Below are 14,163 nucleotides of genomic sequence, written 5' to 3'. Positions count from 1 at the left end.
CGATGAGCCTCGCGTTGCGCTACGCCGCCCGCTCCGACCGCGGTCTGGTCCGCGGCAACAACCAGGACTCGGTCTACGCCGGGCCCCGGCTGCTGGCCGTGGCCGACGGCATGGGCGGGCACGCCGCGGGCGACGTCGCCAGCAAGGTGGTCATCGCCGCGCTCGAGCACCTCGACGACGACGCGCCCAGCGGCGACATGCTGCAGGCGCTGCGCGAGGCGGTCTTCGACGGCAGCGAGCACCTGCGCGAGGTCATCCGCGAGTCGCCGCAGCTGGAGGGCATGGGCACCACGCTCACCGCCGTCCTGTTCGCCGGCGGCCGGCTGGCGCTGTGCCACGTCGGCGACTCCCGCGCCTACCTGCTGCGCGACGGCGTCCTCACCCAGATCACGCACGACGACACGTTCGTGCAGACCCTCATCGACGACGGGCGGATCACGCCCGAGGAGGCCAACCACCACCCGCAGCGCTCGCTGCTGCTGCGGGCGCTCAACGGCCAGGACGTCGACCCCGACCTGTCGATGCGCGAGGCCCGCGCCGGCGACCGCTACCTGCTGTGCTCCGACGGCCTGTCCGGCGTGGTCAGCGAGGAGACGCTGGCCGAGGCGCTCAAGGACCCCGACCCGCAGTCGACCGCCGACCGGCTCGTCGAGCTGGCGCTGCGCAGCGGCGGCCCGGACAACATCACCGTGATCGTCGCCGACGTCGTCGAGGACTCCGGCACGGGCACCTCCATGGAGCCGGTGGTCGACGGCGCGGCCGGGGACAACCGCGGCCAGCGCGAGGTCGACCCCCGCTCGGCGGCCGGCCGGGCGGCGCTCGCCGACCCCCCGCCCCCGCCGCCCCCACCACCGACGAACAGCTCCACGGCCGCCGCTCCCCCCGACCGCCGCCGCCCTCGGCGGCGGCTGTTCGTCGCTGTGGGGGCGGTGCTGGTCCTGGCGGTCGGCGCGATCGCCACCTGGCTGTGGGTGCTCACCCACTGGTTCGTCGGCGTCGCGGCCGCCGACGGCGGCGACCGGGTCGCGGTCTACCGCGGCTTCGACACCGCCCTGCTCGGCCTGGACCTCTACCGGGTCGACGACGTCACCGACATCGCGCTCGACGACCTGTCCTCCTACGACCAGAACAGCGTGCGGCAGGGCATCGAGGCCAGCGACGCCGACGACGCGCAGCGCATCGTGCGCGACCTGCACGACGCGACCCTCCCGCCGTGCGACCCCGAACCCTCCACCACCTCGGACGACGCTCCCCCGTCGGCCGAGGCCTCGCTGTCGCCGCTCCCTGACGGCGCGCTGCCCTCCCCGGACGCCGGGGCGCTGCCCTCCGGGTCGGGCGCGGGCGGCAGCACCGAGGCCGCGCCGACGTCGGGCTCCCCGTCGTCGTCGCCCGAGCCGGGGGTGGACTGCCGGGAGGCGGAGTGATGGGCGGCCCCTCGACCGACCCGCGCGCCCCCGCGCCGGGGACGGTCCCGCCCCGGCGGCGCAACACCGAGCTCGCGCTGCTCGGGTTCGCCGTCCTCATCACCCTCGCGGCGCAGTGCATCGTCGACGTCACGGTCACCGGCTCGCTGCGCGCGGACCTGCTGACCTTCGGCGGCTGGTTCACCGCCCTCTGGCTGGTCGTGCACCTCGTCGTCCGCCGGTTCGCCCCCTACGCCGACCCGCTGCTGCTGCCCGCGGTGGCGGTGCTGACCGGCCTCGGGCTGACGATGATCCACCGGCTCGACCTCGCCGGGCTGCAGGACGGCGAGGCCACCCGCGAGGACGCCCCGGTCCAGCTGCTGTGGGCGACCCTGGGCGTGGCGCTGTTCGTCGCTGTCGTCGTCGTGCTGCGCGACCACCGGCTGCTGTCCCGCTTCGCCTACACCCTGGGCCTGGTCGGCCTGGTGCTGCTCGCGCTGCCCGCGGTGCTGCCCGCGTCGGTCTCCGAGGTCTACGGCGCCAAGATCTGGATCCGGGTCGCGGGCTTCAGCATCCAGCCCGGCGAGTTCGCCAAGATCTGCCTGATCGTCTTCTTCGCCGCCTACCTGGTCGACAAGCGTGACGTGCTGGCGCTGGCCAGCCGCCGGGTCATGGGCCTGGAGCTGCCGCGCGGCCGCGACCTCGGCCCGGTGCTGGTGGTCTGGGTCGTGTCGATCCTCGTGCTCGTCTTCGAGCGCGACCTGGGCAGCTCCCTGCTGCTGTTCGGCATCTTCGTGGTGATGCTCTACGTCGCCACCGAGCGGGCCAGCTGGCTGCTCATCGGCCTGGGGCTGTTCGCCGGCGGCGCGTTCCTCGCCTACCAGCTCTTCGGCCACGTGCGCGTGCGCGTGGACACCTGGCTGGACCCCTTCGCCTACCGCGACGAGGGCGGCTACCAGCTGGTCCAGTCGCTGTTCGGGCTGGGTACCGGCGGGCTGTTCGGCGCCGGGCTCGGCGGCGGCCGCCCCGACCAGGTGCCGGTGGCCAAGAGCGACTTCATCGCCTCGGCGATCGGCGAGGAGCTGGGCCTGTTCGGCCTGGTCGCCGTCATCGTCATCTACCTGGTGCTCGTCGAGCGCGGCCTGCGCACCTCGCTGATCGTGCGCGACGCCTTCGGCAAGCTCCTGGCCGGCGGCCTGGCGTTCGCCGTCGCCTGGCAGCTGTTCGTCGTCCTCGGCGGGGTCACCGGCCTGCTGCCGCTGACCGGCCTGACGACGCCGTTCGTCGCCTACGGCGGGTCCTCGCTGGTGGCCAACTTCGGGCTGGTCGCGATCCTGGTGCGGATCAGCGACGCCGCCCGCCGACCAGCCACCCCGCCCGCTCCCCCGAAGGCCGCCTTCGGCGACGCCCCGACCGAGGTGGTGTCCACGTGAACGCGCCGCTGCGCCGGGTGGCGATCAGCGTGCTCGTGCTGTTCACGCTGCTCATCGTCAACGTCAACTACATCCAGGTCGTGCGCTCCGACGAGCTGCGCGAGGACCCGGGCAACACCCGCGTGCTCACCGAGGAGTACTCGCGCGAGCGCGGCTCGATCGTCGTCGACGGGACCGAGGTGGCCCTGTCGGTCCCCACCCAGGACACGCTCGAGTACCTGCGGCAGTACCCGCAGGGGCCCACGTACGCCGCGGTCACCGGCTACTACTCGCTGCTCTACAACAGCGCCCAGATGGAGCGCGCGGCCAACGACGTGCTCACCGGCTCCGACGCCCGGCTGTTCACCCGGCGGCTGGCCGACCTGTTCACCGGCCGCGACCCGGCCGGCGGCGACGTCGTCCTCACGATGGACGCCGCCGTCCAGGAGGCCGCGATGGCCGGGCTCGACGGCGTCACCGGCGCGGTCGTCGCGCTCGACCCGTCCACCGGCGCGGTGCTCGGCATGGCCAGCACGCCCACCTACGACCCCGGGCAGCTGTCCAGCCACGACCCCGCCGCCATCCGCGCCTACGCCGACCAGCTGGACGCGATGGAGACCGACCCGCGGCTCAACCGGGCGACCCAGGACAACTACCCGCCCGGCTCGATCTTCAAGGTGATCGTCTCGGCGGCCGCGCTGGCGACCGGCGAGTACACCCCGGACACCGTCGTCCCCGCCCCCGACCTGCTCACCCTGCCGGACACGTCGACGACGCTGGAGAACTTCAACGGGTCCTCCTGCAGCAGCAGCCAGGAGCAGTCGCTGATCGACGCGCTGACCATCTCCTGCAACACCGCCTTCGCGCAGCTGGGCATCGACCTCGGCGAGGACCGCGTGCGGGAGATGGCCGAGGCGTTCGGGATGACCGGGGACGGCATGGAGATCCCGCTGGAGGTCGCCGGCAGCAGCATCGGCGACATCGAGAGCGAAGCGGCGCTGGGCCAGAGCTCGATCGGCCAGCGCGACGTCCGGACCACCCCGCTGCAGGCGGCGATGATCGCCGCGGCCGTGGCCAACGACGGGACCCTGATGACCCCCTACCTCGTCGACCAGGTGCGCGCCCCCGACCTCACCGTCATCGACCGGTCCGACCCGGAGGAGTTCTCCCGGCCGGTCACGCCCGAGGTCGCCGACCAGCTCACCGAGATGATGGTCAGCGTCGTGGAGAACGGCAGCGGCCGGCGCGCGCAGGTGCCCGGCGTCGAGGTCGCCGGCAAGACCGGCACGGCGCAGAACGCCGGCCCCGACCACAACTGGTTCATCGGCTTCGCCCCGGCCGACGACCCGCAGATCGCCGTCGCGGTGTTCGTGGCGAACGGCGGGGGTACCGGCGGCGACGTCTCCGCCCCGATCGCGCGCGACGTGATCGAGGCCTACCTCGAGGGTCAGGGGGGCTGATGGCCCTGTCCACCGGCACCATCCTGGCCGGCCGCTACGAGATCACCGAGCCGATCGCCACGGGCGGCATGGGCGAGGTCTGGCGGGCGCGCGACCGCGTCCTCGACCGCGTCGTCGCCGCCAAGGTGCTGCGCAGCGAGTACATGGGCGACCCGAGCTTCGTCGCCCGGTTCCGCAACGAGGCGCGGCACACCGCGGCCCTGTCGCACCCGAACATCGCCTCGGTCTACGACTACGGCGAGACCAGCGCCGACGGCGGCAACGGCCAGCTGGCCTTCCTCGTCATGGAGCTGGTCGAGGGCAAGCCGCTGGTCACGATCCTCCACGAGGAGGGGCGGCTGCCGGTCGACTGGACGCTGCACGTCCTCGGCCAGGCCGCCGACGGCCTGTCGGCCGCGCACGCCGCCGGGGTGGTGCACCGCGACATCAAGCCGGGCAACCTCATCGTCCGGCCCGACGGCGTGGTGAAGCTGACCGACTTCGGCATCGCCCGCGCCCGCGACACCACGCCGCTGACCCGCACCGGCATGGTGGTCGGGACCGCGCAGTACCTGTCGCCGGAGCAGGCGCAGGGCATGGAGGTCACCGCCGCCTCCGACGTCTACTCCCTCGGCGTCGTCGGCTACGAGTGCCTCACCGGCGTGCGGCCCTTCGACGGCACCTCCCAGGTGGCCATCGCGCTGGCGCACATCAACCGCCCGCCGCCGCCCCTGCCGGGCGACATCCCGCCGGCGGTGCGGCTGCTGGTCGAGCGCGCACTGGCCAAGGACCCGGCCGACCGGTTCACCGACGGCGCCGCCTTCGCCGCGGCGATCCGCTCGGTGGCCGCCGGCGGCGGCCTCGCGCCCACGACGTCGGCCACCGGGGCGATGGCCGCCGCGCCGACCGAGGTGATCCCCGAGGTCGACGGCGAGGGCACCCGCGTCCTCGGCGGTCCGCTCACCGGGGCGGCCGCCGGCGCCGCCCTCGGCGCCGCGGCCGCCGGCCCGCGCACCGGGGGCCGGCACGCCGCCGGTGCGCGCACCATGCCCCCGCTGCAGGGCCCGCCCGTCGACGGCGACGAGCGGCGGTGGGACGACGGCGCCGCGCCGCGCCGGGGCGACCGCCGGTGGGTGTGGGCGCTGGTCTCCCTGCTGGTGGTCGCCGGGCTGGTCACCGGCGCCTGGCTGCTCCTCGGCGGTGGGGACGACCGCGACGGCACGACCGCCGGCCCCTCGGCGAGCACCTCGTCGGCCAGCGGCTCGGCCGGCGTGACGCAGCAGCTGGTCAACATCCCCGCCGCGTCGCAGTACATCGGCGAGGACGCCGACGACGTGCAGGCCGAGCTGGAGGAGGCCGGCCTCGAGGTGACCCGGGCCGACGCCGACGCCGGCCAGCTGGCGGCCGCGGGCATCGAGCTCAGCGCCGGCGACGTCGCCGCCGTCGACCCCAGCGGCATCCCGGTCCCCCGCGGCTCCACCGTCACCCTGTACGTGGCCCAGGAGGACTACACCCCGGAGGAGGAGTCCGAGGACACCGGCGGCGACTCCGGCGGTCAGGACGACGGCGGCTCCGGCGACGAGGACACCCCCGCGCCGACCACCACCCAGCAGCAGCCCGCGCCGACGACGACCACGCCGGCCCCGACCACCACCACCCAGCAGCAGCCCGCGCCGACGACGTCGGACAGCCCGCCGGTCACCCAGCCCGGCACCACCGCGCCGCCGCCGCCCGTGCAGACCACGGAGCCGACGGTGAGCGAGGGGGCCGGGGCCTCGACCAACGGGCAGGGCCAGTGGCCGCCCGACGCCGCGAACGTGGCCGCGCAGGAACCGCCGGCGTGACGCCGCTCCCTCGCGCCGCCCGGGACCGGGCGGCGTCGCCCGTTAGGGTGACCGCCGGAACCGGGCGCACTCCCGGCGTTCCCTGCTGCCCGGGGACGCCCGCGACCCGCCAGAGCACCGCCCGAGAGGACCACGCATGACCACCCCCCAGGTGCTCGGTGAGCGCTACGAGATCGGCGGGGTGCTCGGCCGCGGCGGGATGGCGGAGGTGCACCGCGGGCGCGACCTGCGGCTGGGCCGCGAGGTCGCGGTCAAGGTGCTGCGCAGCGACCTGGCCCGCGACCCCTCGTTCCAGGTGCGCTTCCGGCGGGAGGCGCAGGCGGCCGCCTCGCTGAACCACCCGTCGATCGTCGCGGTGTACGACACCGGCGAGGACCGGACGACCAGCGGCGCGACGCCGTACATCGTCATGGAGTACGTCGAGGGCGAGACGCTGCGCGACGTGCTGCGCCGCGAGGGCGTGCTGCAGCCGGAGCGGGCGATGAGCCTGGCCGCCGACATCTGCGCCGCCCTGGACTTCAGCCACCGCAACGGCATCGTGCACCGCGACGTGAAGCCCGGGAACGTGATGATCACGCCCCAGGGCACCGTCAAGGTGATGGACTTCGGCATCGCCCGCGCGGTGTCGGACTCCGCCGCCACGATGACCTCGACCGCCGCGGTCATCGGCACCGCGCAGTACCTCTCCCCCGAGCAGGCCCGCGGCGAGGCCGTCGACGCCCGCTCCGACGTCTACTCGCTGGGCTGCCTGCTCTACGAGCTGGTCTGCGGCGCACCGCCGTTCACCGGCGACTCGCCGGTCTCGGTCGCCTACCAGCACGTGCGCGAGGACCCGCGGCTGCCGTCCTCGATCAACCCGGCCGTGCCGCCGGAGCTCGACGCCATCCTCATGAAGGCGATGAGCAAGAACCCGGCGAACCGGTACCAGTCGGCCGCCGAGATGCGCAACGACCTGCTCCGGGCCCTGGCCGGGCAGCGGGTCGAGGCCACGCCGGTCATGGGCGACGAGGAGAAGACCACCATCCTCGGCGCCACGCCCGCGTACGGCGACGGCGGCTGGGACGACGACGCGGCCGCGCGCCGGCGCAAGCGCAACCGGGTCGTCGCGCTCGTCGTCGGCGCGCTGGTGCTCATCGGCGCCGTCGTCGGGGTGGCCCTGCTGGTCGGCTCCGGCGACGAGGAGCCGCGGCCCCAGGCCGCCGCGCAGGTCACCGTGCCGGCGGGGCTGGTCGGTCAGCAGCGGGAGGACGCCGAGGCCGCCGTCGAGGCCGCGGGCCTCGAGGTCGGCGACGTCACGCCGCAGGTGACCGACGACGAGGACGCGGTCGGCACCGTGCTCGCCACGACGCCCGCCGGCGGCGCCCGCGTCGACGAGGGCACGGAGGTCGACCTGACCGTCGCGACCGCCCCGGACACGGTGACCGTGCCGCAGGTGGTCGACCTCGACGAGGACCGGGCCCGCACGGCGCTGGAGAACGCGGGCTTCACCGGCAGCGTGAACACCGAGCAGGCCGACTCGCTCGCCGAGGAGGGCACCGTCGTCGCGGTGGACCCGGAGGAGGGCGCCGCGGTCGCCCCGGCGACCACCGTGACGCTGTCGGTGTCCGACGGCACCGACGAGGTCCCGGACGTGGCCGGCCGGCCCCAGGACGCCGCCCAGGAGGCGCTGCGGACGGCGGGCTTCACCAACCTGACCGTGACCGAGGTCGACTCCGACCAGCCCGCCGGCACCGTCGTCGGGACGAACCCGGCCGCCGGCCAGCAGGCGTCCGCCGGCCAGCCGATCACCCTGCAGGTGTCCGGCGGCGCCGCGGAGGTCACCGTCCCGACGGCGATCGTCGGGCAGACCGAGGCGCAGGCCCGCCAGACGCTGGCCGCGGCCGGCTTCACCGGGACGGTCTCGGTCCAGGACACCGAGGCCGACCCCGGCCAGGCCGACGGCACCGTGGTGGGCAGCAACCCGCAGCCCGGCCAGACGGTGGCGCCGGACGGGACCATCACCCTGCTGGTCGCCCGCGAGACGGCCACGCCGACGACGGGCAGCCCCGGCCCCGGCGGCCAGGACGGCGACCCGAACACCCCCATGTGAGCGACCGCGGGACGACGAAGGGCCCCTCCCGGCCGGGAGGGGCCCTTCGTCGTGACGGGGCTAGACGGCGGCGGCGGAGAGACGGCGGGCGCCCGCGGCGGCGGCCTCGACGACGGCCGGGTCGGGCGCCAGGCCGCACGCGGCCAGCCACGTGGCCAGCATCTGGTGGCCGCCCTCGGTGAGCACCGACTCGGGGTGGAACTGCACGCCCTCGACGGGCAGCTCCCGGTGCCGCAGCGCCATGACGATGCCCGACGCCGTCGCGCCGGTCACCTCGAGCTCGTCGGGCACGGTGGCCCGGTCCACGGCCAGCGAGTGGTAGCGCGTGGCGGTGAAGGGCGAGGGGAGCCCGGCCAGCACGCCGACGCCGTCGTGCACGACCTCGCTGGTCTTGCCGTGCAGCAGCTCCGGCGCGCGGACGACCTCGGCGCCGAAGGCCTCGGCGATCGCCTGGTGACCCAGGCACACGCCCAGCACCGGCGTCCCGGCCTCGGCGGCGGCCCGCACCATCGGGACGGTCACGCCGGCGCCGGCGGGCGTGCCCGGGCCGGGGGACAGCAGCACGCCGGCGACGTCGAGGTCGGGCAGCTCGTCGACGGTGACGGCGTCGTTGCGCCGGACGACGCACTGCACGCCGAGCTGGCCCAGGTACTGGACCAGGTTGTAGACGAAGCTGTCGAAGTTGTCGACGACGAGGACGGGCCTGCTCACGCTCCCTGTGTACAGCAGCGCCCGGTCAGCCGTCAGCGGCTGTGGCGTGTGCCATGTCCAGCGGGCCGGTGTAGGCCGGCACCGTGACCTCCGGCCGGTCGCGCACGGCGAAGGTGAGCCCGAAGTCCTCGACCGCCTGCTCGAACACCGCCACCTGCGGGGAGGCGTCCAGCTGCGCGCGGATGGCGGCGGGGTCGCCGATCGCGGTGACGACGAACGGCGGTGACCAGGTCCGCCCGTGGAGGAGCAGGACGTTGCCGACGCAGCGGACGGCGCTGGTGGCGATCAGCCGCTGGTCCATGATCGCCACGCCGTCGGCGCCGGCCGCCCAGACGGCGTTGACGACCGCCTGCACGTCGGACTGGTGGATGACGACGTCGTCGGGGCGGGCGCCCGTCGGCAGGCTGCCGTCGGGCCGGCGCGGGGCGTCGTCGAGGGTGATCTCCACACCGCGACCGCGGAGGGCGACCAGGCCCGCCGACAGGGCGCCGGCGTCGCCCGCCGCCTGGGCCGAGGCGACGGCGCCGTCGCGGGAGGCCGCCTGGTCGGTGAGCGCCTCGGTCCGGCGCTGCAGCGCGGTCAGCTGCTCCTGCTGGCCGGCGATGACCTCGTTGCGCTGGGCGATGAGCTCGGACAGCTCGGTGACGTCGCCGGCGCGCAGGTCCGAGCCCTCGGCGGTCTGGCCGGAGGTGGCGAACAGCAGCCCTGCCGCGAGCGCCACCACGGGCACCAGGGCGCCCCAGGCCGACCGGCGCCGGGAGGGGCCCACCGGCGGCTCGGAGGCGGTCACGCGGGCTCCTGGGGGGACGGGAGGGGGAGGCACGCCGTCGGACGCGGCCGTGCTGGTCCCCTCGGAGCTTAGGCTGGGGAGCGATCGTGCCGGTCGCGACGGACCGGCACCCCAGCGAGTCAGCAGGAGACGGTCGGAGTGCCCAAGTCCAAGGTCCGCAAGAAGTCGGTCTACACGCCGCCCGAGGGCGTGCTGCAGTCGCGCGCGGCCAACGCACGGGCCGTCCAGCCGAGCCCGCGCTGGTACGCGCCGCTCATGGTCGCGCTCATGCTGCTCGGTCTGCTCTGGATCGTCGTCTACTACGTGGCCGGCGACCAGATCCCGTTCATGGTGTCGCTGGGGGCGTGGAACTTCGCCATCGGCTTCGGCGCCATGGTGGTCGGCCTCGTCATGTCGATGCGCTGGCGGTAGCCGCCACACCTCTCCCGAGAGGCCCTCGTCCCGCACCCGGGACGGGGGCCTCTCGTGTACACGGGGGCCGTCCGGCGGTGGACACCGGGGGTGTGGACCGCTGTGCACACACCACCGGTGGATCCACAGGTCGACATGACGCCCTACCCCCAGGGTTGTCCACCGCATGTGGAGAACGCCTGTTCGACTACACCTCGCTGACCTGCGCTTTCGCAACTGGTGAGGCACGTGTGACGAGAAGGGCACCCGAGTAACTACAGGTCTGTGCTTTGTCCCCAGCTGTGTACCCAGCTGTGGATGTGTCGACATGACAGCAGCACCGGGACGGTCACCGAGCGCGAGCGCGGCACTGCGGTCGAGGAGTCGACACGCGGGCCGAGCTGGGCAGATCCCCGCCTGCGGACGGGCGTCCCTACCTCTCCCGGCCTGTGGACAGAGTCGCCGTGGACGTCCTGGGAGGCTGGGGACGTGCAGTGGTCGGCGCGGACGGCGGAGACGGTCACGCTCGGGCTCGGCGGGGTGCTGCTGACGCTGGCCGCCCTGGGGCTCGACGCGGCGGGACGGGTGCTGGTCGGCGCCGCCGGAGTGCTCCTGGTGGGCGCGGCGCTGCGCGACCTCGCCCTGCGGCCGCGGCTGGCGGTGGACGACGCCGGCGTCGTCGTGCGGACGCTCACCGGGCGCACCCGGCTGCCGTGGCCGGGCCTGCGGGTGCGGCTGCGGACGACGCGGCGGCTGGGCGTGCGCTCGCGACTGCTGGAGCTCGACACCGCCGCGCACCCCGACGACGAGGGCACCCTCGTGCTGCTGGGCCGCCGGGACCTGGGCACCGACCCGGCGTCGGTCGCCCAGGCCCTCGAGGCGCGGCGGCCCGCCTGAGGCGCGGGACGGGCCCTCAGAGGCCGAGGACGACCAGGGGTACCGGTACGGCGAGGGCGAGGGTCACCAGGACCGCGGCGAGCACCACGAGCGACAGCGCCTGCGCCGCCGTCCGCCGGCGGGTGAGGACGAGCAGCCCGGTGGCGAGGGCGCCGGCGACCAGGCCGCCGAGGTGGCCCAGCAGCGAGACGCCGGGCAGGAAGCTGATGACCACGTTGATGGCCAGCAGGGTGAGCAGGCCGCGCAGGTCCTGGCGGGCGACCAGCAGGAGCACGCCGAGGGAGCCCAGGAGGCCGTAGAGGGCCGCGGACGCCCCGGCCACGGGCCGGGCGGGCTCGCCGAGCAGCTGGATGGCCACGGCGCCGCCCAGGGCGGACACCAGGTAGACGGCGAGGTAGCGCCACCGGCCCAGGCGCCCCTCGAGCTCGGGGCCGAACACCAGCAGGCTGAGCATGTTCAGCAGCAGGTGGGTGATCCCGATGTGCAGGAACGCCCCGGTGAGCAACCGCCAGTCCTGGCCGAAGACGTCGACGAGGACGGGGACCTGCGAGAACTCCTCGAACACCGGCGAGCGCCAGTTGTCCAGCGGGCTCTGGCCGACCGACACCGCCGACACCGCCGTGACGACGAAGACGACGACGTTGACCGCGACCAGCGAGACGGTGACCGGGCCGAACCGGCGGCGGGCGCCGGACCAGCGGGACACCGGCCGGGGACGGCGGACCCCGGCGGAACCGGCCCGGACGTCGTCGGGGCACTGGAACCCGACGGCGGCCGGCGTCATGCACTCCGGGCAGATCGGCCGGTCACAGCGCGCGCACCGGACGCCGGTCGGCCGGTCCGGGTGGCGGTAGCAGGTGGCCGACGGGGGCGCCGGCGGCCGGCCGGCGCCCCCGTCGTCGGGACCGGTGGTCAGCTGCGCTGCACCTCGACCGACTGGATGACGACGTCCTCGACGGGGCGGTCGTTGCGGCCGGTGCGGACCTTGGCGATGCGGTCCACGACCTCGCGGCTGGTCTGGTCGGCGACCTCGCCGAAGATCGTGTGCTTGCGGTTGAGGTGCGGCGTCGGGCTCACGGTGATGAAGAACTGCGAGCCGTTGGTGCCCGGCCCGGCGTTGGCCATGGCCAGCAGGTACGGGCGGTTGAAGGTGAGCTCCGGGTGGAACTCGTCGCCGAACTGGTAGCCCGGGCCGCCGAAGCCCTGACCGAGCGGGTCGCCGCCCTGGATCATGAAGCCGTCGATGATCCGGTGGAAGACCGTCCCGTCGTACAGCGGGTCGGTGGTCTTCTGCCGGGTCGCCGGGTGCGTCCACTCGCGGCGGCCCTCGGCCAGGTCCGCGAAGTTCGCGACCGTCTTCGGCGCGTGGTCGGGGAACAGGTCGACGGTGATGTCGCCGTGGTTGGTGTGCAGCACGGCACGGCGTGCGGGGGTCGATTCGGTCACGCCGCCCACTCTCCCACTGCTCCGCCGACCCCGAGCACGGGGAGCGGACCACCCCAGGGGGACGACGCAGGCGGCGTGCCGGCAGGACGTGCCGGCGGACCTACACGGCGCTGGGCCGGGTGCCCCGGCCGTCGAGGCCGTGCGGAGGCGCGATCACCGGCTGCGGGAGGCCGGCGCTCGCGGCCGGGCCGAGCGGCGGACGCACCGGCGTCCTGCGGTGGAGACGAGGGGAATCGAACCCCTAACCCCCGCCTTGCAAAGGCGGTGCTCTGCCAATTGAGCTACGTCCCCGGGGGCGCTGTCCCCGGGAGCTCCGCGCGGGAGCCCGGGTTCAGCGGGTGGTCGGGCGGCTGACCGACTGCGGGCCGCTGGTGGCCTCGTGCCAGAGGTCGGCCTCGGCCTTGCCGCCGCCGGACGAGCGCCTGCGGACGGCGGCGACGGCACCGGCCGCGACGGCGGCCAGGGCCAGCTTCTTCAGCACGCGGTACCTCCTGGGTACGACGGCGGCCACGGACGGGGCCTCGCTGTCGCGGTGCCGGGGCACCGGTTCACGGGTGGGCCTGGGAGGACTTGAACCTCCGGCCTCATCCTTATCAGGGATGCGCTCTAACCGCCTGAGCTACAGGCCCGTGGACCTCGACCAGCTTACCTGGCCACCCCCGGGCCCCGACGGGGGGGTCCGAGGGCGGCCCCTCTGCAGGGTCCCGCCGCGCGTCTGCGAGCGGTGGGGGGCAGAGGGGTCCTCCGTCTAGTCCCGCTCGGCGAGCGTGACCTCGAGGCCGCCGACCAGGTCGGCGCAGAGGTTGTAGATGAACGCCGCGACGGTGCACAGCGCGGTCATCAGCACGATGTTGATCGCGCCGATGACGGCCGCCCCGCCGAAGACGACGCCCGGGGTGATGACGTCGCCGCCGCCCTCGCCGCTCGACGACGTGCCGAGCTGGCCGAACAGGTCGTTGAGGGTGTCGAAGACGCCGAGCCCGGACAGGACCCCGTACAGGATCCCGATCGCGACCATCCAGATGAAGAACATCGCGATCGACAGGACCAGCGAGATCTTCAGCGCCGACCAGGTGTCGACGTGCCGCAGCTGCAGCCGCGCCCGCCGCGGACCGCGGTTGCCGCGGTTCTTGGCCTGCTTGCCGGCCTGCTGCTGCGCGGCCGGCGGCTGCTGGGGAGCCCGGGCCGCCGCCGGCGGGGCGGCCACCGCGGCCGGCGGGACCGCCTGGGTGGCGCTCACCGGCCCCGGCATGGTCGCGTCGGCCGGACGGGGAGCCTGCTGGGGCGCCTGCGGCGGGGCCACGGGCGGCACCTGCCGGGCGGGCGCCTGGCCGGTGACCGGCTTGGCCAGCGACGGGCCCGCGCCCGCCGGCGTGGCCCCGGCCGGGGTCGCCCCGGACGGAGCGGGCGTCTGGCCGGTGGCGGGCGCCGAGCCCGTCGCCGGGGCTCCGTCCGCTCCGGCTGCGCCGTCCGGGCGGACCCCGGTGCGCACCGCCTGCGGCCGGTCGCTCATGCCGTTCTCCCGTTCGCCTGCGGCCCTCGCCGCGCTCTCGCGCCCGGGCGGTCCGGCGTGGTGCCGGAGGCGCCCGGGCGCCGGTCGTGTCCGTCAGCGGGAGCCGGGGGGGGGGGGGGGGGGGGGGGGGGGGGGGGGGGGGGGGGGGGGGGGGGGGGGGGGGGGGGGGGGGGGGGGGGGGGGGGGGGGGGGGGGGGGGGGGGGGGGGGGGGGGGGGGGGGGGGGGGGG

At 75.3% G+C, this 14,163-nt stretch carries 13 protein-coding genes and 2 tRNA genes; 7 read left to right on the top strand and 8 right to left on the bottom strand.

Annotated elements, in window-relative coordinates; all coding sequences use genetic code 11:
* Positions 1–2 precede the first annotated feature (2 nt).
* The 5 genes from ACI8AK_RS11020 (at position 3) to pknB (ending at position 8,187) form a co-directional block, all read left to right on the top strand.
* Entirely contained in the window at positions 3–1,424 is a 1,422-nt protein-coding gene (locus ACI8AK_RS11020; RefSeq protein ID WP_456902132.1) for a PP2C family protein-serine/threonine phosphatase, read from the top strand.
* On the top strand, positions 1,424–2,836 hold the full coding sequence (locus ACI8AK_RS11015; protein ID WP_387988656.1) for an FtsW/RodA/SpoVE family cell cycle protein: 1,413 nt from the start codon (positions 1,424–1,426) through the stop codon (positions 2,834–2,836). Before ACI8AK_RS11020 ends, ACI8AK_RS11015 begins: the two co-directional genes overlap by 1 nt.
* Positions 2,833–4,275, top strand: coding sequence for a peptidoglycan D,D-transpeptidase FtsI family protein (locus ACI8AK_RS11010; protein WP_456902133.1), 1,443 nt, complete (start codon positions 2,833–2,835; stop codon positions 4,273–4,275). Before ACI8AK_RS11015 ends, ACI8AK_RS11010 begins: the two co-directional genes overlap by 4 nt.
* Positions 4,275–6,098: a protein kinase domain-containing protein gene (locus ACI8AK_RS11005; protein WP_456902134.1), complete on the top strand. Its 1,824-nt coding sequence runs from the start codon at positions 4,275–4,277 to the stop codon at positions 6,096–6,098. Before ACI8AK_RS11010 ends, ACI8AK_RS11005 begins: the two co-directional genes overlap by 1 nt.
* A 136-nt stretch (positions 6,099–6,234) precedes the next feature.
* Positions 6,235–8,187: a Stk1 family PASTA domain-containing Ser/Thr kinase gene (gene pknB / locus ACI8AK_RS11000; RefSeq protein ID WP_456956234.1), complete on the top strand. Its 1,953-nt coding sequence runs from the start codon at positions 6,235–6,237 to the stop codon at positions 8,185–8,187.
* A gap of 60 nt (positions 8,188–8,247) precedes the next feature.
* Here pknB and ACI8AK_RS10995 read toward each other — a convergent pair whose 3' ends face one another.
* Together ACI8AK_RS10995 and ACI8AK_RS10990 are read right to left on the bottom strand one after the other, a co-directional pair.
* On the bottom strand, positions 8,248–8,898 hold the full coding sequence (locus ACI8AK_RS10995; RefSeq protein WP_387988652.1) for an aminodeoxychorismate/anthranilate synthase component II: 651 nt from the start codon (positions 8,896–8,898) through the stop codon (positions 8,248–8,250).
* 25 nt (positions 8,899–8,923) lie between these two features.
* Complete coding sequence (locus ACI8AK_RS10990) at positions 8,924–9,688, bottom strand: DUF881 domain-containing protein (RefSeq protein ID WP_387988651.1); 765 nt, start codon at positions 9,686–9,688, stop codon at positions 8,924–8,926.
* A 138-nt stretch (positions 9,689–9,826) separates the two neighbouring features.
* On the opposite strand from ACI8AK_RS10990, the gene crgA reads away from it, so the two are divergent.
* Positions 9,827–10,099 carry a cell division protein CrgA gene (crgA, locus tag ACI8AK_RS10985; protein ID WP_387988650.1) on the top strand — a complete coding sequence of 91 codons (273 nt, stop codon included), beginning with the start codon at positions 9,827–9,829 and terminating at the stop codon, positions 10,097–10,099.
* A 468-nt stretch (positions 10,100–10,567) separates the two neighbouring features.
* Complete coding sequence (locus tag ACI8AK_RS10980) at positions 10,568–10,975, top strand: PH domain-containing protein (RefSeq protein ID WP_387988649.1); 408 nt, start codon at positions 10,568–10,570, stop codon at positions 10,973–10,975.
* 16 nt (positions 10,976–10,991) lie between these two features.
* Here ACI8AK_RS10980 and ACI8AK_RS10975 read toward each other — a convergent pair whose 3' ends face one another.
* The 6 genes from ACI8AK_RS10975 to ACI8AK_RS10950 all read right to left on the bottom strand — a co-directional run bounded on the left by ACI8AK_RS10975 (position 10,992) and on the right by ACI8AK_RS10950 (position 13,934).
* Positions 10,992–11,759: a rhomboid family intramembrane serine protease gene (locus ACI8AK_RS10975; RefSeq protein WP_456902138.1), complete on the bottom strand. Its 768-nt coding sequence runs from the start codon at positions 11,757–11,759 to the stop codon at positions 10,992–10,994.
* 128 nt (positions 11,760–11,887) lie between these two features.
* Positions 11,888–12,421, bottom strand: a complete 534-nt coding sequence (locus ACI8AK_RS10970) for a peptidylprolyl isomerase (protein WP_456956232.1) — start codon at positions 12,419–12,421, stop codon at positions 11,888–11,890.
* 218 nt (positions 12,422–12,639) lie between these two features.
* Positions 12,640–12,712 (bottom strand) — tRNA-Ala (locus ACI8AK_RS10965).
* 40 nt (positions 12,713–12,752) lie between these two features.
* Positions 12,753–12,902 carry a DLW-39 family protein gene (locus ACI8AK_RS10960; protein WP_387988646.1) on the bottom strand — a complete coding sequence of 50 codons (150 nt, stop codon included), beginning with the start codon at positions 12,900–12,902 and terminating at the stop codon, positions 12,753–12,755.
* 74 nt (positions 12,903–12,976) lie between these two features.
* Positions 12,977–13,050, bottom strand: a tRNA-Ile gene (locus ACI8AK_RS10955).
* 119 nt (positions 13,051–13,169) lie between these two features.
* Positions 13,170–13,934, bottom strand: a complete 765-nt coding sequence (locus ACI8AK_RS10950) for a DUF3566 domain-containing protein (protein WP_387988645.1) — start codon at positions 13,932–13,934, stop codon at positions 13,170–13,172.
* Positions 13,935–14,163: the final 229 nt, after the last annotated feature.

The organism is Geodermatophilus sp. SYSU D00867, from assembly GCF_054050315.1.
The sequence above is the reverse complement of the archived record's forward strand: the minus strand, read 5'-3'. Positions and strand labels throughout refer to the sequence as shown.

Bases quoted from the DNA above. Each gene is read 5' to 3' on its own strand.
- ACI8AK_RS11015 (WP_387988656.1), top strand. From the start codon at position 1,424: ATGGGCGGCCCCTCGACCGACCCGCGCGCCCCCGCGCCGGGGACGGTC.
- ACI8AK_RS11005 (WP_456902134.1), top strand. From the start codon at position 4,275: ATGGCCCTGTCCACCGGCACCATCCTGGCCGGCCGCTACGAGATCACC.
- ACI8AK_RS10975 (WP_456902138.1), bottom strand. From the start codon at position 11,759: ATGACGCCGGCCGCCGTCGGGTTCCAGTGCCCCGACGACGTCCGGGCC.
- pknB (WP_456956234.1), top strand. From the start codon at position 6,235: ATGACCACCCCCCAGGTGCTCGGTGAGCGCTACGAGATCGGCGGGGTG.
- ACI8AK_RS11020 (WP_456902132.1), top strand. From the start codon at position 3: ATGAGCCTCGCGTTGCGCTACGCCGCCCGCTCCGACCGCGGTCTGGTC.
- ACI8AK_RS10950 (WP_387988645.1), bottom strand. From the start codon at position 13,934: ATGAGCGACCGGCCGCAGGCGGTGCGCACCGGGGTCCGCCCGGACGGC.